A 21,119-nucleotide genomic window follows, 5' to 3' on the forward strand; every position below is an offset into this window, starting at 1 on the left:
TGCCCGCCTTACCTGCCCCCCATCAGCTCGCCAGCGTCATCCGCGCGATTTCGGTGTTCATCGTGCTGTCGCTGTAGAAGATGTAATCGGCTCCGGTGTGGGTGACGGTCGCGGCGGAATCGATCGTGAACGTGTCGGTCGCATCCATCTTCAGCGTCAGGTGCGATGCGTTGCCGGCGCCCGCGATCGAGCGCAGGAAATTGGCGTCGATCGACAGGTTCGCATCGACGCCGCTCGCGGTGAAATCGATGTTCTCGCTGTTGGTCAGTACCGACGACAGCATCGCGCTGGTGATCGAACCTGCGCCGGCCGCAATCTGGATGCCGTCATTGCCTGCGCCGCCGTCGATCGACACGCCGGTGCTCATGCCGAGCACGAAGGCGTCGTCATAGCCGCTGCCGATCACATGCTCGATTCCCGACAGCGCATCGCCCGTCGCGTCGCCCGCCGACCCGCTGCCGGTCGCCCCGGACAGGTTGAGCGCGATCGCGGATGCGGCGCTGGCGTAGCTCGCGGTGTCGTAGCCGCTGCCGCCGATCAGCGTGTCGGCGCCGGCCCCGCCGACCAGCAGGTCGTTGCCCGCCCCGCCGTCGATCGTGTTGGCCCCGCCGTCGCCGGTCAGGCTGTCGGCGAAGTCGCCGCCCTGCAGGTTCTCGATGCTGGTATAGCTGTCGCCCGCGGCCTCGCCGGTGTTGCTGCCGCTCGCGGCCAGGCTGGCGGTGACGCCGTTTGTGGCATGGGCGTAGCTCGCGGTGTCGCTGCCGGTGCCGCCGTCGAGCGTGTCCGCGCCGAGCCCGCCTTCGAGCAGGTCGTTGCCCGCATCGCCGGAGAGCCGGTTGGCGCCACCGTCGCCGAACAGCATGTCGCCGAATGCCGAGCCGTACAGATGCTCGATGCCCGATAGCGTGTCGCCGGCAGCGTCGCCGCCGGTGTTGGCGCTGCCGTCGAGATGGACCGATACCGCGGCACCCGATGCCGCGTAGCTCGCGGTGTCGAGGCCCGCGCCGCCGACCAACGCATCCGCGCCGCCGCCGCCCGCGAGCAGGTCGTCGCCCGCGCCGCCGTCCAGCGTGTTCGCGGCGGCGTCACCGGTCAGCGTGTCGGCAAAGGCGGATCCGATCAGCCGTTCGATGTTCGACAGCGCGTCGCCCTGCGCGTCGCCGCCGGTGTTGCTGCTGCCGTTGATCGTCACCGAAACGCCGGCCGACGATCCCGCATAGCTGACGGTGTCGGTGCCGCTGCCGCCGTCGATCGTGTCGGCGCCCGCGCCGCCTTCGATCGTGTCGTTGCCCGCGCCCGCGGCGATCGTGTTGGCGCCGCCGTCGCCGTACAGCGTGTCGGCCTGCGCGGACCCGATCAGGTTCTCGATCTGGGTCAGCGTGTCGCCCTGCGCATCGCCGCCGCTGCCCGCGGTGCCGTCCAGCCGGACGAGCACGCCGACGCTCGACGCCGCATAGCTCGCGGTGTCGGTGCCGCTGCCGCCGACCAGCGTGTCCGCCCCGCCGCCGCCGACCAGGGTGTCGTTGCCCGCGCCGCCGTTGATGACGTTGGCCGCACCGTCTCCGGTGAGCACATCGTCCTGCGCCGATCCGGTGAGGTTCTCGAAGCCGGTGAGCGTGTCGCCCGCCGCATCGCCGCCGCTGCCGCTGCCGGTCGCGAGCGAGACGGTGACCGCCGCCGCCGACGCCGCATAGCTGACGGTGTCGGACCCCGCGCCGCCGTCGAGCGCATCGGCGCCCGCGCCGCCCGCGATCGTGTCGTTGCCGGTGCCGCCGCTGATCGCATTGGCGCCGCCGTCGCCGGTCAGCACGTCGTCATAGTTCGACCCGATCAGATTTTCGACGGTGCCGAGCGAATCGCCCTGCGCGTCGCCGCCCGAATTGGCGTTGCTGTTGATCGTCGCGGTCACCGCGGCAGAGGAGGCGGCGTAGCTCACCGTATCGATGCCGTTGCCGCCGTTGATCGTGTCCGCACCGGTGCCGCCGACCAGCAGGTCGTCGCCGTCGTCGCCGCTCAAGATATCCGCGCCCGCGCCGCCGTCGATCGTGTCGTTGGCCGCGCCGCCCGACAGCGTATCGTCCGCGCCCGCGCCGTACAGCGAGTCCGCATAGGCCGATCCGATCACCACCTCGAAGCCGCTGATCGTGTCGCCCGCGGCGTCGCCGCCGAAGCCAGCGGTGCCGTCGAGGCGCACCAGCACCGCGCTGGTCGATGCCGCGTAGGATAGCGTGTCGTAGCCCGTGCCGCCGATCAGCACGTCGGCGCCGGCGCTGCCATACACCTGGTCGTCGCCGGCACCGCCGTCGAGCGTCTCGCTGCCCGTGCCGCCGGTCAGACTATCGGCATAGGCCGATCCGACCACGCCTTCGACCGAGATGAAGGTGTCGCCGGTCGCATCCGAGCCGGACACCACCAGCGATCCGCTCGCGAAGCTCGCGGTGATGCCGGCGGCCGAGGTGGCGTAGGACGCGCTGTCGATCCCCGCGCCGCCGTCGAGCACGTCGGCGCCGGCGCCGCCGATCAGGACGTCGTCGCCGGCGCCGCCGCGCAGCGTCTGCGCGCCGGCCGAGCCGACCAGCGTGTCGGCATAGGCTGAGCCGATCACGATCTCGATATTGGTCAGCTTGTCGCCCGCCGCCTCGCCGCCGACGCCCGCGGTCACGCCGTCGGTATAGACGGTCACCGCCGCCCCCGCGGTGGCATAGGAGGCGGTGTCGTTGCCGCTGCCGCCGTCGATCGTGTCGGCACCCGCGCCGCCGGTGATCACGTCGTCCCCGGCACCGCCGCTGACGATGTCGTTGCCCGCGCTGCCGTCGATGGTGTCGTTGCCGGCACCGCCGCTGATCGTCTCGTCGGCGTTGGAGCCGATGATGGTGTCGTCATAGTTCGATCCGGTCGCGGTCTCGATCGCGAGCAGCACGTCGCCCTCCGCATCGCCGCCGGTCGAGGTACGGCCGTCGAGATAGATCGTGACCGCCGCTGCGGACGCGGAATAGTCGGTCGAATCGATCCCCGCGCCGCCGTTCAGCGTATCCGCCCCGGCGCCGCCGATCAGCACGTCGTTGCCGGCATTGCCGACCAGCACGTTGTCGCCGGCATCGCCGGTCAGCGTGTCGGCATAGGCGCTGCCGGTCACGTTCTCGATCGAGATCAGCGTGTCGCCCGCCGCGTCGCCGCCGCCGGTGGTGCCGTTCGCCAGGTTGACGGTCACGCCCGCACCGGACGTCGAATAATCGACCGTGTCGCGGCCGAGCCCGCCGTCGATCTGGTCCGATCCCGCGTCGCCGCGGAACAGGTCGACGCCCTCGTTGCCGACCAGCTGGTTGTTGCCCGAATTACCCCAGAGCACGTCGTCATAGGCGGTGCCGATCAGGATCTCGACATTGGTCAGCCGGTCGCCCGCCGCCTCGCCGCCGATGCCCGCGGTGCCGTCGAGCCCGATGGTGACGCCGATCGAGGTGCCGCTGCCGTAATAGGAGGCGGTGTCGGTGCCCGCGCCGCCGTCGATCGTGTCGGCGCCGCCGAGCCCGCGGAACCATTCGTTGGCCGCGGTGCCGGTGACGGTGTCTGCGAAGCCGGTCAGGTAGATCGTCGTGAAGTTCTTGTAGGTGTCGCCCGCGGCATCGCCGCCGATGCCGAGCGTGACGCCGTTGAGGTTGATGGTGACGCCGACGGTGGCGCTCGACGACCAGGGCGCGCCGGCGTTGTTGCCGAAGAACAGCGTGTTGTTGCCGGTGCCGCCGTCGAGCGCATCCGCGCCCGTGCCGCCGCTGATCGTGTCGTCGCCGGCGCCGCCGTTGATCGTGTCGTTGCCGGCATAGCCGATCAGCTGGTCGTTGCCGCTGCCGCCGTTCAGGACGTTGGCATTGCCGTCGCCGACCAGTGTGTCGTTGCCCGCCGAACCGGTGAGGTTTTCGATCCCGATGAAGGTGTCGCCGTGCGAATCGCCGCCGATGCCGGTGTTGGCGGTGAGGTCGACCGCCACCGAGGCGGCGCTCAGCGAATAATCGACCGTGTCGATCCCTGTGCCGCCGTCGTTGATGTCGGAACCTGCGCCGCCCAGCAGGATGTCGTCGCCATTGCCGCCCTGCAGCGTGTCGTTGCCCGCGCCGGCATCGATCGTGTCGATGCCGTCGTTGCCCGCGATCGTGTTCTGCGTGGCGTCGCCGGTCAGCGTGTCGTTGTACGCCGATCCGCGCAGGTTGTTGAAGTTGCTGAACACGTCGCCCGCGGCGTCGCCGACGCTGCCGGTGCCGGTGGCGAGCGAGGCGGTGATCGCCGCCGTGGCGGCCGCATAGCTCAGCGTATTGACGCCGAGGCCGCCGTCCATCGTGTCGGCGCCCGCGCCGCCCTCGATCGTGTCGTTGCCGTCGTCGCCATTCAGCGTGTCGTTGCCCGCGCCGCCGCTCAGCGTGTCGGCGCCGTTGCCACCCGAGATGACGTTGGCGTTGGCGTCGCCGGTGAGGCTGTCGTTGCCGTTGGACCCGATCAGTCGTTCGATCGCGACCAGCACGTCGCCCGCGGCATCGCCGCCGGTGTTGACCCCGGTCGCGAGGTTGACGGTGACCGCCGCCGCGGAACTGGCATAGCTGGCGGTGTCCTCGCCGGTGCCGCCGTCGATCCGGTCGGCACCACCGCGGCCCTGGAGCGTGTCGTCCCCCGCGCCGCCGGTCAGGATGTTGACCGCGCTCGATCCGTCGATGAAGTCGCCATAGGCCGATCCGATCGCGTTCTCGATCGTGTTGACCGCGAACACGTCGCCCTGCGCGTCGCCGCCGGTGTTGCTGATCCCGGTGTTGAGGTCGAGCGACACCGCCGCGGTGCTGGCGCTGTAATCGACCGTGTCGATCCCCGCGCCGCCGTCGAAATAGTCCGCGCCGCCCGCGCCGACCAGGATGTCGTCGCCCGCGCCGCCCTCCAGCCGGTCGTCGCCCGCACCGGTGTTGATCGTGTCGTTTCCGGCGCCCGCCTGCACCCATTCCGCCGCTGCCGAGCCGACGAACACGTCGTTGAACCCGGTGAGCGCGAAGATCTCGATCGATACGAAGGTGTCGCCCTGGGCGAGACCGGTCGACAGGCTGGCATTGCCGGTGTTGACCGTGATTCCCGACGTCGCATCGCCGTAATTGACGGTATCTTGGCCCGCGCCGCCGTCCAGCTTGTCGGCGCCGAGGCCGGGGCGGAACACGTCGTCGCCCGCGCCGCCCTCGATCGTGTCGGCATTGTCCGACCCGTAGATGACGTCGTTCTGCGACGATCCGACGACGCGCTCGATCGATACCAGCACGTCGCCCGCGGCGTCGCCGAAGCTGCCCGTGGTGGTGCCGTCCATCCGCACCGAAATGCCGCCCGAGGCCGAATAATCGGCGGTATCGAAGCCGTTGCCGCCGTCGAGCCGGTCGGCACCCGCGCCACCCGCCAGTACGTCGTCGCCGTCGCCGCCGATCAGCGTCTCGACCGCCGCGGTGCCGGTGATGGTGTCCGCGAAGGCGGAGCCGATGACCCGCTCGACGCCGGTGATGGTGTCGCCCGCGGCGTCGCCGCCGGTCGACGCGACGCCGTCCAGCCGAACGCCGACCCCCGCCTGGCTGGCGGAATAATCGACCGTGTCGGTGCCGGTACCGCCGTCGATCGAGTCGGCCTGGCCGAAGCTGACGATCGTGTCGTCGCCGCCCCAGCCCCAAAGTACGGTGCTGGTGAGGGTGCCGCCGCGCAGCGTGTCGCCATAGTTGATCGAACCTTCGATCCGTTCGATCCCGCTCAGCACGTCGCCCGCGGCCCAGCCGCCCGATCCTGCGCTGCCGTTGTTGCTGATCGTCACCGCCGCATCGGAATTGCGATAGTCCGCGGTGTCGATGCCGGCGCCGCCGATCACCTGGTCCGCGCCCGCGCCACTGACGATGCGGTCGTCGTCGGCCCCGCCATCGAGCACGTCCGCGCCGCTGCCGCCGGTCAGCAGGTCGTTGCCCGCGCCCGCGTAGATCGTCGCCGCGGTGCTGCCCGCGCTGATCTCGTCGCCCTGCGCGGATCCGGTCACGACCTCGATCTCGAACAGCCGGTCGCCCGCGGCATCGCCGCCGACGCCGAAGCTGCCGTCCATGTAGATCTTCATGCCCGTCGCGGCGGAGGCCGAATAGTCGACCGAATCGACGCCGTTGCCGCCGCGATAGATGTCGGCACCGCCGCTCGCGACGAAAACGTCGTCGCCGGCGTTGCCGACGAACTCCTCGTCCGCCGCGCCGCCCTCGAACCGGTCGGCGAAGGCGGAGCCGATGATGCGCTCGATGCCCGACATCACGTCGCCCTGCGCGTCGCCGCCGGAGGAGGTGAGGGTGGTCCGCACCGTCACGCCCGCCGCCGAGTCGCTGTAATCGACGGTGTCGATGCCCGATCCTCCCGCCAGCGTGTCGGCGCCCGCGCCGCCCACCAGCGTGTCGTCGCCGACGCCGCCGCTGAGCTGGTCGTCGCCCGCGCCACCGCGCAGGATGTCGTCGCCGTCGAACCCGTCGAAGATGTCCGCACCCGCGCCGCCGATCATCAGGTCGCCGAGCCGCGAGCCCTGGTACTTTTCGACATTGGCGAAGGTGTCGCCCTGCGCGTCGCCCCCGGTCGCGGTGCCCGCGGCGAGATCGATCACCACCGCCGCGCCCGAATTCGAATAGCTGACGGTATCGATGCCCGCGCCGCCGTCGAGTACGTCGGCACCCGCGTCGCCGCGCAGGATGTCGTCGCCGGCCTCGCCCAGCAGCGTGTCGCCGCCGCTGCCACCCGACAGGATGTCGTCGCCCGCGCCGCCGTGCAGCGTCTCGTCGCCGAAGCTGCCGGTGATGATGTCGGCATAGGCCGATCCCAGCACGATCTCGACGCCGGTCAGCCGGTCGCCCGCGGCGATGTCGCCGCTGCTCGCCGATCCGTCGAGGTTGACGGTGATGCTGGCCGCTGCCGCCGAATAATCGACGGTGTCGATGCCCGCGCCGCCGATCAGCGTGTCGGCGCCCTGGCTGCCGATCAGCAGGTCGTCGCCCGCGCCGCCGTCGAGCGTCTCCGCCGCCGATCCGCCCGCCAGCGTGTCGGCATAGTCGGACCCCAGCAGCCGCTCGACCGAGACGAAGCTGTCGCCCGCGGCGTCGCCGCCGCTGCCGGTGCCCGTCGCCAGGCTGGCGATCACGCCTGCGCCCGCATGCGCATAGCTCGCGGTGTCGGTGCCGGTGCCGCCGTCGATCGCATCCGCGCCGGCGCCGCCTTCGAGGACATCGTCGCCGGCGCCGCCGGTGAGGATCTCGGCGCCCGCCGTGCCGACGATCGTGTCGGCGAAGGCCGAGCCGATCACCCGCTCGATGCCGGTGAGCACGTCGCCGGCGGCGCTGCCGCCGATGCCCTGGTCGATGCCGTTGGTGTAGACCGTGACCCCCGTTGTGGAGGCGGAATAATCGGCGGTGTCGCTGCCCGCACCGCCGTCTAGCGTGTCGCCGCCGAGGCCGCCGACCAGGATGTCGTCGCCCGCGCCGCCGACCAGCACGTCGGCCGCGTTCGATCCGGTCAGCCGGTCCGCGAACGCCGATCCGACGACCCGCTCGATGCCCGACAGGCTGTCGCCCGCCGCGTCGCCTGCGCTGCCGCTCGCCGCGCCGAGGTCGACCGTCACCGCGCTCGCGCTGCCGGTATAGTCAGCGGTGTCGAAGCCGTCGCCGCCGACCAGCACGTCCGCGCCCGCGCCGCCGACCAGTACGTCGTCGCCGGCGTCGCCGATCAGCGTGTCGTTGCCCGCGGTGCCGCCGAGCCGGTCCGCATAGGCGGAGCCGCGCAGGATCTCGACCGCGGTCAGCACGTCGCCCGCGGCGTCGCCGCCGCTGCCGACGCTGCCGTCGAGCGAGACGGTGACGCCAGCGCCCGAGGCGGAGAAGTCTGCGGTGTCGATCCCGGCACCGCCGTCGATCGCGTCGGCGCCCGCGCCGCCCGCGATCGTGTCGTTGCCCGCGCCGCCGAGCAGCGCGTCGTCGCCGGCAAGGCCGTCGATCCGATCGTCGCCCGCGCCGCCTTCGATCCGATCGGTGCCAGCGCTCCCCGCCAGCGTGTCCGCGAACGCCGATCCGACGACGCGCTCGATCGAGATGAGGACATCGCCCAGTGCCTCGCCGCCCGAGCTGGCGACGCCGTCCATGCGCACCGCGACGCCCGCGCCCGCGGCCGAATAGTCCGCGGTGTCCTGCCCCGCGCCGCCGTCGAGCACATCCTGGCCGAGCCCGCCGACCAGAATGTCGTCGCCACCGCCGCCCGACAGCGAATCGTTGCCGTCGCCGCCCGACAGCCGGTCGTTGCCGAGCAGCCCGATGATCGTGTCGGCACCGGTGGTGCCGGTCACGACGTCGTCGTAATCGGTCGCGATCACGCGCTCGATGCCGGTCAGCATGTCGCCCTGCGCGTCGCCGCCGGAGGAGGCCGTGCCGTCCATCGCCACGGTCACCGCCACGGTCCCCGCGGAATAGTCGACGGTATCCTGGCCCAGACCCCCAGCGAGCATGTCCGCGCCCGTGCTGCCGTAGATCGTGTCGTCGCCCGCGCCCGCATCGACGCGGTCCGCGCCGGTCGACCCGTAGAATATGTCCGCCTGGCTCGATCCGATCACCTGTTCGATGCCGGCGAGCACGTCGCCCTCGGCATCGCCGCCGCTCGACGCTGTGCCGTCCAGCCGGATCGTCACGCCCGCCAGCGAGGTCGCGTAGGAGGCGGTATCGTAGCCTGCGCCGCCGTCGATCGTATCCGCACCCGCGCCGCCGACGAGCGTGTCGTCGCCCGCTTCGCCGCGCAGCAGATCGTCGCCGCCATTGCCCTGGATCACGTCGTCGCCGGCGCCGCCCAGCAGCGTCTCGCTGCCGTTGCCGCCGTTGAGGCGATCGTCAAAGGCCGATCCGACGATCCGCTCGATCGAGACCAGCACGTCGCCCGCCGCATCGCCGCGGCTGCCGCTGGTGCCGTCCGCGTAGACGGTCACGCCGCTCGAAGCCGCCGAATAGTCCGCGGTGTCGATCCCGGTGCCGCCGTCGATCGCGTCCGCCCCGGCGCCGCCGACGATCACGTCGTCGCCTGCGCCGCCCTGCAGCGCGTCGTTGCCGGCGCCGCCCGACAGGATGTCGTTGCCGCTGCCGCCGATGATCGTGTCGTCCCCGCCCGACCCGCCGAGCATGTCGTCGAAATCGGACCCGATCAGCCGCTCGATCGTCACCAGCACGTCGCCGGTCGCCTCGCCCGCGGTGCCGACGCTGCCGTCGAGCGCGACCGCGATGCCGGCCGCCGCCGCCGAATAATCCGCGGTATCCTGGCCCGCGCCGCCATAGAGCTTGTCCGCGCCGAGCCCGCCGATCAGCGTGTCCGCGCCGCCGTTGCCGTACAGTTCCTCGTCGCCGGCGCCGCCGGTGATCGTGTCGGCCTGCGCCGATCCGAGCACGCGTTCGATCCCGCTCAGCAGGTCGCCGTCGGCGTCGCCGCCCGACGAGGCGAGGCCGTTCAGCGAAACCGAGACCCCGCCGACCGACGCGGTATAGTCCGCGGTGTCGATGCCCGCGCCGCCCTCGATGATGTCGGCGCCCGATCCGCCGGCGATGACGTCGTCGCCCGCGCCGCCGTCGATCCGGTCCATGCCGCCGCCGCCGCCGATCACGTCGTCGCCGGCCCCGCCGAGCAGCACGTCGTCGCCCGCCGCGCCGGTCAGCGTGTCGGCATAGGCCGACCCGACCAGCCGCTCGATCCCGCTCAGCACGTCGCCCGCCGCGTCGCCGCCGCTGCCCGTGGTGCCGCCGAGGCCGACCGTCACGCCCGAAGCCGAGCCCGAATAGTCGACGCTGTCCAGCCCGCTGCCGCCGATCAGCCGGTCCGCGCCCGCCGATCCGGTCAGTACGTCGTCGCCGGCGCCGCCGTCGAGCGTCTCGGCGCCCGCGCCACCGCGCAGGACGTCGTCGAAATCGGTGCCGATCAGCCGCTCGACATCGACGATGACGTCGCCATCGGCATCGCCGCCGGTCTGCACGCCGCCGTCCAGGCCGGCGTTCACCGCGCTCGCCGATCCGGCATAGCTCACGGTGTCGTTGCCGCTGCCGCCGTCGAGCAGGTCGGCCCCCTGGCCGCCCTTCAGCAGATCGTCGCCGGCGCCGCCGAGCAGCGTGTCCGCGCCTGCGTCGCCGGTGATCGTATCGTTGCCCGCGCCGCCCTCCAGCGTGTCGGCGCCCGACGCGCCGTTCAGCGTGTCGTTGCCCGCCGATCCGATCACCCGTTCGATGCTGGTGAGCGTATCGCCCGCCGCGTCGCCGCCGATCGAGATCGACCCGTCGAGGTTGACCGTCACCGCTGCGGCGCTGGCGCTGTAATCCGCGGTGTCGAAGCCCGCGCCGCCGTCGAGCGCGTCGGCGCCCGCCGAGCCGAGCAGCAGATCGTTGCCGAGCCCGCCGGCGAGCGACTCCGCCCCGCTGCGGCCGCCCAGTACGTCGTCGTGATCCGATCCCTCGAGCGCCTCGACATTGACGATGACGTCGCCTTGCGCGTCGCCGCCGATGCCGGCGGTGCCGTCGAGGAACGCGGTGACGCCGGTCGTCGAGCCGAGATAGGTCACGACGTCGGCGCCGGTGCCCCCGTCGATCGAATCCGCGCCCGCGCCGCCCTCGATCGTGTCGTCGCCCGACCCGCCCGAGAGCGTGTCGTCGCCCGCGCCGCCCGAAATGCTGTCGTCGCCGGCCATGCCGAGCAGCGTCTGGGCGCCCGCGCCGCCGATCAGGACGTCGCCATTGCCCGATCCGATCACGCGTTCGATGCCGATCAGCATGTCGCCCTGCGCATCGCCACCGACGCCGGTGCCCGCGCCGAGGTCGATCTCGACCGCCACGTCCGATCCCGAATAATCCGCGGTGTCGAACCCGCTGCCGCCGTCGAGCACGTCGGCGCCCGCGCCGCCGCGCAGCAGATCGTTGTCCGCGCCGCCGCGCAGCGTGTCGCCGCCGCCGTTGCCGATCAGCGTGTCGTCGCCGGCGCCGCCCTCCAGCGTCTCGCCTGCGGAGATCCCGGTGATGGTGTCGTTGAACGCCGATCCGACCACGCGTTCGATGCGGGTGAGGGTGTCGCCCTGCGCGTCGCCGCCCGCCGCGCCCGATCCGTCGAGCACGACGTCGATCGCCGCCGAGGAGGCCGAATAATCCGCGGTGTCGAAGCCGCTGCCGCCGTCGATCGTGTCTGCCCCAGCGCCGCCCGCGAGCACGTCGTTGCCGGTGCCGCCGTCGAGCAGGTCGTCGCCCGCGCCCGCGCGGATGACGTCGTCGCCGGCACCGCCTTCGAACTGTTCGTCCAGCGCCGCGCCGGTCAGCGTGTCGGCCAGGTCGGATCCGATCAGATGTTCGACGTCGACGAAGCTGTCGCCCTCGGCATCGCCGCCGGTGCCACGCCCGGTCGCCAGATCGACGCTCACGCCCGCGGTCGAGTTCGCGAAGGTGACGGTATCGATCCCCGCGCCGCCGTCGAAACGGTCGGCGCCGGTGCCGCCGTCGAGCACGTCGTCGCCGAGCCCGCCCGACAGCGTGTCGTCGCCGGCCCGGCCGGTGAGGCGGTCGCTGCCCGCGCCGCCTTCGAGCACGTCGTCGCCCATGCTCCCTGCGATGATGTCGTCGAATGCCGATCCGACCACCCGTTCGATCGAATCGAGCCGGTCGCCCGACGCATCGCCGCTCGACCCGAAGCTGCCGTCGAGCGCGACCGCGATACCCGCGCTCGAATCCGAATAGTCCGCGGTGTCGAACCCGGCACCGCCGGTCAGCCGGTCGCTGCCGAGGCTGCCGCGCAGCACGTCGTCGCCGGCACCACCGTCGAGCGTCTCGCTGTCGACCCCGCCAGATAGCAGGTCGGCATAGGCCGATCCGGTGATCTGCTCGATCCCGGTGAGCACGTCGCCCTGTGCGTCGCCGCCGATGCCGGTGCTGCCGTCGAGACCGACGGTTACGCCGGTCGCCGACGTCGAATAGTCCGCGACGTCGCTGCCCGCGCCGCCGTCGAGCAGGTCGGCGCCGGCGCCGCCGCGCAGCACGTCGTTGCCGTCGCCGCCCAGCAGCGCGTCGGCGCCGGTACTCCCGCGCAGCAGATCGTCATAGGACGAACCGATCAGCCGTTCGACCGCAACCGCGATATCGCCCTGCGCGGTGCCGCCGATGCCGGCGACGCCGTCGAGCCCGGCCTGCACGCCGGCGGTCGAATCCGCATAGCTGATCGTATCGACGCCAGCGCCGCCGTCGATCCGGTCGGCGCCTTCGCCACCGGTGATGATATCGTCGCCGTCGCCGCCGAGCAGCACGTCATCGCCGCCGCCGCCGTCGATGATGTCCTCGCCCGCGCCGCCGTCGATCCGGTCCGCGGTGCCCGACCCGGTCAACAGATCGGCGTGGCTTGATCCGACCAGCGATTCGATCGACACCAGCACGTCGCCGGTGGCGTCGCCCCCGGTGCCGGCGCGTCCGTCCAGATAGGCGGTGACGCGCGAGCCGGAGGCGGCGTAGCTCACCGTGTCGAACCCGGCCTCGCCGTCGATCAGGTCGCTGCCCGCGCTGCCCGCGATGACGTCGTCGCCCGCGCCCGCGCGGATCGTCTCGTCCCCGGCGCCGCCGCCGAGGGTGTCGGCATAGGCCGATCCGATCAGGTTCTCGATCGCGGTCAGCCGGTCGCCCGCGGCCTCGCCGCCGGTGCCCGCCGCGCCGCTGAGGTCGATCGCCACGCCGCCGGTCGCGGCCGCATAGCTCGCGGTGTCGTTGCCCGCGCCGCCGTCCAGCGCGTCGGCGCCGAGGCCGCCGATCAGGATATCGTCGCCGCCCGCGCCCGCCAGGCTGTCGTCGCCCGCCGATCCGGTCAGCATGTCCGCGAAGTTCGATCCGACCACGCGCTCGATCCCCGACAGCGTGTCGCCGTCGGCGTCGCCGCCGGTGTTGAGGCTGCCGTCGAGCCGCACGTCGATGCTGGCGCCGGAGGTGGAATAGTCCGCGGTGTCGAAGCCCGCGCCGCCGACGATCGCGTCCGCGCCGGCGCCGCCGGTCAGCAGGTCGTCTCCGGTGCCGCCGTCGAGCAGGTCGCTGCCCGCGCCGCCCGCCAGGATGTCGTCGCCCGCGCCGCCGAACAGCTCGTTGGCGCCGACGTCGCCGGTCAGCCGGTCGCCATAGTTGGAGCCGGTCACCCGCTCGATGCCCGACAGCACGTCGCCCTGCGCGTCGCCGCCGCCCGCGGTCTGCCCGTCGAGGCTGACGGTCACCGCCGCGCCGCTCGCCGAATAATCGACCGTGTCGCGTCCCGCGCCGCCGGTCAGCACGTCCGCCCCCGCGCCGCCCGCGAGGATGTCGTCGCCCGCGCCGCCGTCGAGCACGTCGTCGCCGGCGCCGCCCGTGAGCAGATCGTCGCCGTCGCGGCCGTATAGTTCGTCCGCGCCCGCCGATCCGGCGATCGCATCGGCGAAGTCGGAGCCCTGCACGATCTCGATCCCGACGAACCGGTCGCCCGCGGCCTCGCCGCCGGTGCCGCCGTTGGCAAGGTCGAGCGTGACGCCCGCGGTGGCCCGCGAATAGTCCGCGATGTCGGTGCCGGCGCCGCCGTCGAGCAGGTCGGCGCCTGCGCCACCCGCGAGCAGGTCGTCGCCCGCCGCGCCTTCCAGCACGTCGTCGCCTGTGCCGCCGATCAGCTGGTCGGCATAGGCCGAGCCGAGCACGCGCTCGACATTTGCCAGCGTGTCGCCCTCGGCGATGCCGCCGCGGCCGGTGCCGGCGGCGAGATCGATCCGCACGCCGATGTCGGAGGCGCCATAGTCGACCGTGTCGAATCCGGTGCCGCCGTCGATGCTGTCCGCGCCGGTGCCGCCGTCGATGCTGTCCGCACCGTCGCCGCCGCGCAGGACGTCGTCGCCGCCCGCGCCGGTCAGGCGATCGTCGCCCGCGCCACCCTCGAGCGTGTCGGCCACCGCGGAGCCCGCGATCATGTCCGCATAGGCCGAGCCGACAATGCGCTCGATCGAATCGAGCCGATCGCCGCTCGCATCGCCTGCCGAGCCGAGGCCGGTCGCCAGCGATACCGCGATGCCCGCGCCCGCGTCCGAATAGTCCGCGGTGTCGAAACCGGTGCCGCCGATCAACAGGTCGGCGCCGCCGCGCCCGGTCAGCAGGTCGTCGCCCGCGCCGCCGGTCAGCGTGTCGCCCGCCGCGGTGCCGCGCAGCACGTCGTCATAGGCCGAACCGATCAGGTTCTCGACGTTAAGCAGTCGGTCGCCCTCGGCCGCGCCGCCGGTCGAGGTCGATCCGTCGACCGACACCGTGACGCCCGAGGAGGAGGTCGAGTAATCGACCGTGTCGATGCCGTCGCCGCCGTCGATCAGGTCGGCGCCCGCGCCGCCGTCGAGCAGGTCGTTGCCGCTGCCGCCGAGCAGCGTGTCGTCGCCGCCACCGCCGACGAGCTGGTCGTTGCCCGCGCCGCCGTCGAGCAACTCGACCGCGCCGCTGCCGGTCAACACGTCGTCGAGGGTCGATCCGATCACGCCTTCGATGCCGATGATCTGGTCGCCCGCCGCATCGCCGCCGATGCCGAGCGAGCCGTCGAGCGTCACCCGGACCGCACCGGCCGAGGCGCTGTAGTCGACCACGTCGAACCCGGTGCCGCCGTCGAGCAGGTCGGCGCCGATGCTGCCGAGGATCCGGTCGTCGCCCGCGCCCGCGACGATCGTCTCGCTGCCGGTGCCGCCGCCCAGCACGTCGCCATAGGCCGAACCCACCAGCTTCTCGATCTCGATCAGCCGGTCGCCGGCCGCGTCGCCGCCGCTGCCCGCGGTGCCGTCGAGCGACACCGCGACGCCGGCGCCTGCCGTCGCGTAGCTGGCGGTGTCGATCCCGCTGCCGCCGACCAGCTCGTCCGCGCCCGCGTCGCCCGCCAGCACGTCGTCGCCGCTGCCGCCCTCGAGTCTATCGTCGCCGGCGCCGCCCGCGAGCACGTCGTCGCCCGCGCCGCCGACCAGCCGGTCGGAGCCGGTCGATCCGGTGATGCGGTCGTCGAAGCTCGATCCGATCACCGCCTCGACGCCGGTCAGCTGGTCGCCCGCGGCGTCGCCGCCGATGCCGACGCTGCCGTCCAGCGTCAGTGTGATGCCGGCCAGCGATCCCGAATAGTCCGCCGCGTCGTAGCCGGCGCCGCCGTCGATGCGGTCCGCGCCGGCGCCGCCGATCAGCAGATCGTCGCCGTCGCCGCCCGACAGGATGTCGTTGCCGAGCCCGCCCGACAGGCTGTCCGTCCCTGCGCCGCCGACCAGTTCGTCGTCGAGCACGCCGCCGCGCAGCTGATCGTCGAACGCGCTGCCGACGATACGTTCGATGCCCGACAGCACGTCGCCCTGCGCGTCGCCGCCCGCCGCGATCGTGCCTTCCAGCCCGACCGAAACCGCCGAGGCCGATTCCGAATAGTCCGCGGTGTCGCGCCCCGCGCCACCGATCAGCAGGTCCGCACCGCCGCGACCGACCAGCACGTCGTCGCCCGCGCCGCCGTCCAGCGTGTCGGCGCCGGCGGTGCCCTTCAGCACGTCGTCGCCGGTCGATCCGATCAGGTTCTCGATCGACACCAGCCGATCGCCCTCGGCATCGCCGCCCTGGCCGGTGCCGGTCGCGAGATCGACCGTCACGCCCAGCGCTGAGCCCGAATAGTCAGCGGTGTCGATGCCCGCGCCGCCGTCGAGCAGGTCGGCGCCGCCGCGCCCTTCCAGCCGGTCGGCACCGCCGCCGCCGATCAGGTCCTCGTCCGCCGCCGCGCCGACCAGCACGTCGGCATAGCCGCTGCCGATCAGCCGCTCGATCGACGACAGCGTGTCGCCGGTCGCGTCGCTGCCGAGCCCGGTGGTGCCGTCGAGCGCGATCTGCACCCCGGCACTCGCGCTGCCGTAATCCGCGGTGTCGCGGCCCGCGCCGCCGTCGATCGCGTCGGCGCCGCTGCCGCCCTGAATCAGATCGTCGCCGTCGCCGCCCGACAGCCGGTCGCTACCGGCCGCGCCGATCAGCACGTCGTCGCCGCTGCCGCCGTCGAGGCGGTCGTCACCGGTTGATCCGGTGAGGAGATCGGCGAAGGCCGACCCGATGATGCCCTCGACCCCGACCAGCCGATCGCCCGCGGCGTCGCCGCCGATGCCGGCCGAGCCGTCGAGCCCGATCGTGATCCCGCTCGCCGATGCCGAATAGTCCGCGATGTCGAAGCCGGTTCCGCCGGTCACCCGGTCGGCGCCGCTGCCGCCGATCAAGACGTCGTCGCCTTCGCCGCCGTCGAGCCGGTCGTCGCCGCTGCCGCCCTCAAGCCGGTCGTCGCCGATGCCGCCGTCGAGGATGTCGTCGCCCGCGCCGCCGCGCAGCAGGTCGGCGCCGCCGCCGCCCTCCAGCGTCTCGGCCCCGTCGGCGCCGGTGATGATGTCGCCGTCGCTCGATCCGATCACCCGCTCGATGCCGGTAACCCGGTCGCCCGCGGCGTCGCCGCCCGCGCCGATGCTGCCGTCCAGCGTCAGCCGGATGCCCGCCGCGCTGCCCGAATAATCCGCGGTGTCGAACCCGTCGCCACCCGAAATCAGATCGGCGCCGCCACGCCCGGCGATGGTGTCGTCGCCGTCGCCGCCGATCAGGCTCTCGCCATCGGCCCCGCCGCGCAGCAGGTCGCCATAGGCCGAACCGATCACCGCCTCGATGCCGGTCAGCGTGTCGCCCTGCGCGTCGCCGCCCGCCGCGGTCCCGCTGCCGAGGTCGATCGTGACCGCGGCGCCCGACGCCGAATAGTCCGCGGTGTCGAAGCCCGCGCCGCCGTCGAGCCGGTCGGCCCCACCGAGCCCTGCGAGGACGTCGTCGCCGCCATTGCCCGACAGCTGGTCCGCCTCCACCGATCCGCGCAGGGTGTCGGCGAAGGCCGATCCGATCACGCCCTCGATGCTCAGCAGGCGATCGCCCTCGGCGTCGCCGCCGCCATTGGCGTCGCCACTCAGCGACACCGAAACCCCGCCGGTGCTGCGCGAATAGTCCGCGACGTCGTAGCCCGATCCGCCGTCGAGCGTATCCGCGCCGCCATTGCCCGCGAGCACGTCGTCGCCCGCGCCGCCTTCCAGCGTGTCGGCTCCCGCGCCGCCGCCGAGGCGATCGTCGAACGCCGATCCGACGATCCGCTCGATGCCGGTGAGCCGGTCGCCCTGCGCATCGCCGCCGAGCCCGATCGAGCCGTCGTTGGCGACGATCACGTTCGAGGCAGACCGCGAATAATCCGCGGTGTCGAAGCCCGCGCCGCCGTCCAGCTCGTCGCTGCCGAGGCCGCCGCGCAGCAGATCGTCGCCCGCGCCGCCTGACAGCCGGTTCGCCGAACCGTCCCCCGTCAAGATGTCGTCGAACGACGATCCGGTGACGCCCTCGATATCGGTCAGCCGGTCGCCCGCGGCATCGCCACCGACGCCGAGCGACCCGTCGAGCGACACGATCACGCGCTCGCCCGATCGCGAATAGTCGGCAACGTCCTGGCCGCTGCCGCCGTCGAGATCGTCCGCGCCCGCGCCGCCGTCGAGCAGGTCGTTGCCCGCGCCGCCGCTCAGCCGGTTGGCACCCGCATCGCCGAGCAGCCGGTCGTCCGTTGCCGAGCCGGCGAGATTCTCGATGCCGTCGAGGATATCGCCCTCGGCGGTGCCGCCGCGCCCGGTGCCGAGCGCGAGGTCGACGATCACGCCGGTCTGGGAATCGTCATAGGCTGCGGTATCGCTGCCGTTGCCGCCGACCAGCCGGTCCGCGCCGAGGCCGCCACGCAGCACGTCGTCGCCGGCGCCGCCCTCGAGCACGTTCGCGCCGCTGTCGCCGCGCAGATCGTCGGCATAGGCGCTGCCGATCAGTCGCTCTATCCCGGTCAGCCGGTCGCCCTCGGCGACGTCGCCGGACGAGGCGATGCCGTCGAGCCGCACCGTCACGCTGCCGCTGGCGGCGGAATAGTCGGCGGTGTCGAAGCCGTCGCCGCCCTGCAGCTGGTCCGCGCCCATGTTGCCGACCAGCACGTCGTCGCCTGCGCCGCCCGCGATCACGTCGTCGCCGGCGCTGCCCGACAGCGTGTCGCCATAGGCGGAGCCGACCAGCCGCTCGATCCCCGACAGCTGGTCGCCCTCGGCATCGCCGCCGCGGCCGATCGAGCCGTCGAGCGCGACCGTCACGCCCGCCTGCGAGGTGGAATAGTCCGCGGTGTCGGCACCTTCGCCGCCCTGGAGGATGTCGGCGCCGGCGCCGCCCTGCAGCACGTCGTCGCCCGCTCGCCCCTCGAGCCGGTCGTCGCCCGCACCACCGATCAGCCGGTCGTCGAGCGCCGATCCGATCACGTGTTCGATGCTCGTCAGCCGGTCGCCATCGGCGTCGCCGCCCTCCGACAGTCCGCCGTCGAGCCGCACCGTCACGCCGAAGCGCGACAGCGAATAGTCGATCGTGTCGATACCGTCGCCGCCGTCGATCCGGTCGGCGCCGCCGAGCCCAAGCAGCACGTCGTCGCCGCCGCCGCCGAGCAGTGTGTCGTCGCCCGCGGTGCCGATCAGCACGTCGTCGAACCGCGATCCTTCCAGCCCCTCGATGCTGACGAAGCGGTCGCCGAGCGCATCGGTGCCGTCGAGCGTCGATCCGTCGAGCGCGACCCGCACCCCCGACGCTGCCCCCGCGTAGCTCGCGATGTCGCGGCCCGCGCCGCCGTCGATCACGTCGCCGCCGGCGCCGCCCTCGATGATGTCGTCGCCCGCGCCGCCCTTCAGCGTATCGGCCGCGTCGCCGCCGACCAGGCGGTCGTCGTAGCGTGAGCCGATCAGCGTCTCGATCCGGGCATAGGTGTCGCCCTCGGCATCGCCGCCGCTGCCCGCGCGCCCGTCGAGATAGACGGTCACGCCGACCGCACTGTCGGAGAAATCGACGGTGTCGTTGCCGTCGCCGCCGTCGACATGGTCGGCGCCCGCGCCGCCCGCCAGCACATTGTCGCCCGCATCGCCGACCAGCGTGTCGTCGTGCGCCGAACCGATGATCCGTTCGACCCCGGTGATCACGTCGCCCTCGGCATCGCCGCCGACCCCGGCGCGCCCGTCCAGATAGGCGGTGACCCCCGCCGCCGATGCGGAATAGTCCGCGACGTCGGTCCCGTCGGCGCCATCGAAGCGATCGGCGCCGGCGCTGCCGGTGAACCGGTCGTCGCCCGCGCCGCCCTTCAGCGTCTCCGCGCCGGCGCCGCCGTGCAGGATGTCGTCGCGGCCGGTGCCGATCAAGACCTCGACATTGGTCAGCTTGTCGCCTTCGGCCTCGCCGCCGTGCGAGGCGGTGCCGTCGAGGAAGATCTCGACGCCCTTGGTGCCCGCCGCCGCCGGATCGATCGCGTTGGTGTAGTCGACCGTGTCGGTCCCGGCACCGCCGTCGATCGTGTCGGCCCCCTTGCCGCCGGTCAGGACATTGTCGGCCGCGTCGCCCTTCAGCACGTCGTCATAGGCGGAGCCGGTGACGCTCTCGACCCCGGTATAGGTATCGCCCTCGGCATAGCCGGCGCTGCCCTTGCCGGCGCCGAGATCCACCGTCACCGCGGCGTTCGAGGTCTCGTAGCTGACCGTGTCGAAGCCGGTGCCGCCGTCGATCTGGTCGGCGCCGATCCCCGCCACGATGCGGTCCGCGCCGTCGCCCGCGGCGATGATGTTGCCCGGCGGGTTGGAGAACAGGACATAGACCGGGTTGCCGCTGACCGGGTCGATGACGGTCATGTCGCCTTGCGAGGTGACGATCCTGATGCCGAAATGGGTCGACACCTCGACGCTGTTCGAGCTGTTCTTGCCGTCGCTCGACAGGCCGAGCTGCACCGGCAGGAAGAACTCCTCCTGGAATCCGCTGGCGTTGGCGGCGGTGCCGAGCGCGGGCACCGCGTAGATCAGCTGCAGGTCGAACGCGAAGGCGGACTGCGACGCGGGCACATTGACCATCTTGCCGGTCGGGTCCGCGATCTGGGTCAGCTTGGCTATCGATCCCTGGTCGATGCTCACCAGCCAGCCCTTGTCGGTCAGCGTCGCGTTGGCGATCGAATAACCCGCCGGGAGGGAAGGGATCAACACCGTGGTGAGCGTCAGCCCGCCGGTCGGCACCAGCGCCTCGACGTGCAGCGCGCGCGCGGACGCGCCCGACGGCGCGTATTTGGGATCGTCGGCGCGGATCACGTCGTTGGCGGAGGTGCCGGTGATCCGCTCCCTGGCGGACTGCGCGGCGAATTGGCTGTCCTTCGACGATCCTTCCGCCCCGGTTGCGCCGGTGACGACGGTCTGCCCGCCCTCGGTGCCGGTGCGGCCGCCCTCCTGATTGTACAGCGTGAAGGTCAGCTTGGGGACGAGCTTGCCGATCCCCGCCTCGCCGATCGCATCGTCGGGCGCGGGCTGGACGGCCCGCGCCGACGGCGGCGCGTTGGAGCTGCCCGCCGACGATGATTGTGTGTTGGAGATCTTCTCGGTCAGGCGCTGGGCCTCGCCGTCGGACTTGTGCTGGTTCTCTTCCTTGGCGGTGGCGGCCTGCTGCTGCGCGCTGGCGTCCTTCGCCTGGATCGCGCCGCCGTCCTCGGCCTTGTCGCCCTGCGACTTGCCGTCGGTCGGCTTCTCGGACGCCGCCGAGGACAGCGCGAGCTTCAGCGGGAGCGGCTGTTCCTTGATCTCGCCGACCTGCGAGAAGGTGCTCTCGGCATCGATCTCCTTGTCGTCGAACACCAGCAGCGCCTTGCGGCCGGAAAATACCGCCAGCGCCATGCCGGGGATGACGATCTTGGTGCCGTCCTCGAACACCAGCACGACGTCGATGTCGACGATCTCGACCTTGAACGGCGCGTAGCGCGCGTGGAGCAGCGCCTTGTCGTCGACGCCGAGGGGAACGACCTTGGTCAGCCCGATCGCACCGCCGGCCATCATCTTGACCGCGCCGCCGTCCGCATCGGGGGCAAGCTGCGCCTTCGCGCCAACCGGGCTCTTGCCCGCGCCGAGTTTCAACGACTTCGCCATGACGGCATACCCCCAAAGATTACCGCGAGGATGCCCGGAGGATGGTTAAGAAAGCGTTGTTACGATCTGCTCGCGTATG

At 72.4% G+C, this 21,119-nt stretch carries 1 protein-coding gene; it reads right to left on the minus strand.

Translation table 11 applies throughout. The features are described 5' to 3' along the window. Nucleotides 1–22: 22 nt before the first annotated feature. Nucleotides 23–21,040, minus strand: a complete 21,018-nt coding sequence (locus ACT009_RS15305; RefSeq protein ID WP_445191921.1) for a hypothetical protein — start codon at nucleotides 21,038–21,040, stop codon at nucleotides 23–25. Between the last annotated feature and the right edge of the window lie 79 nt (nucleotides 21,041–21,119).

This window comes from Sphingomonas sp. Tas61C01, assembly GCF_052567495.1.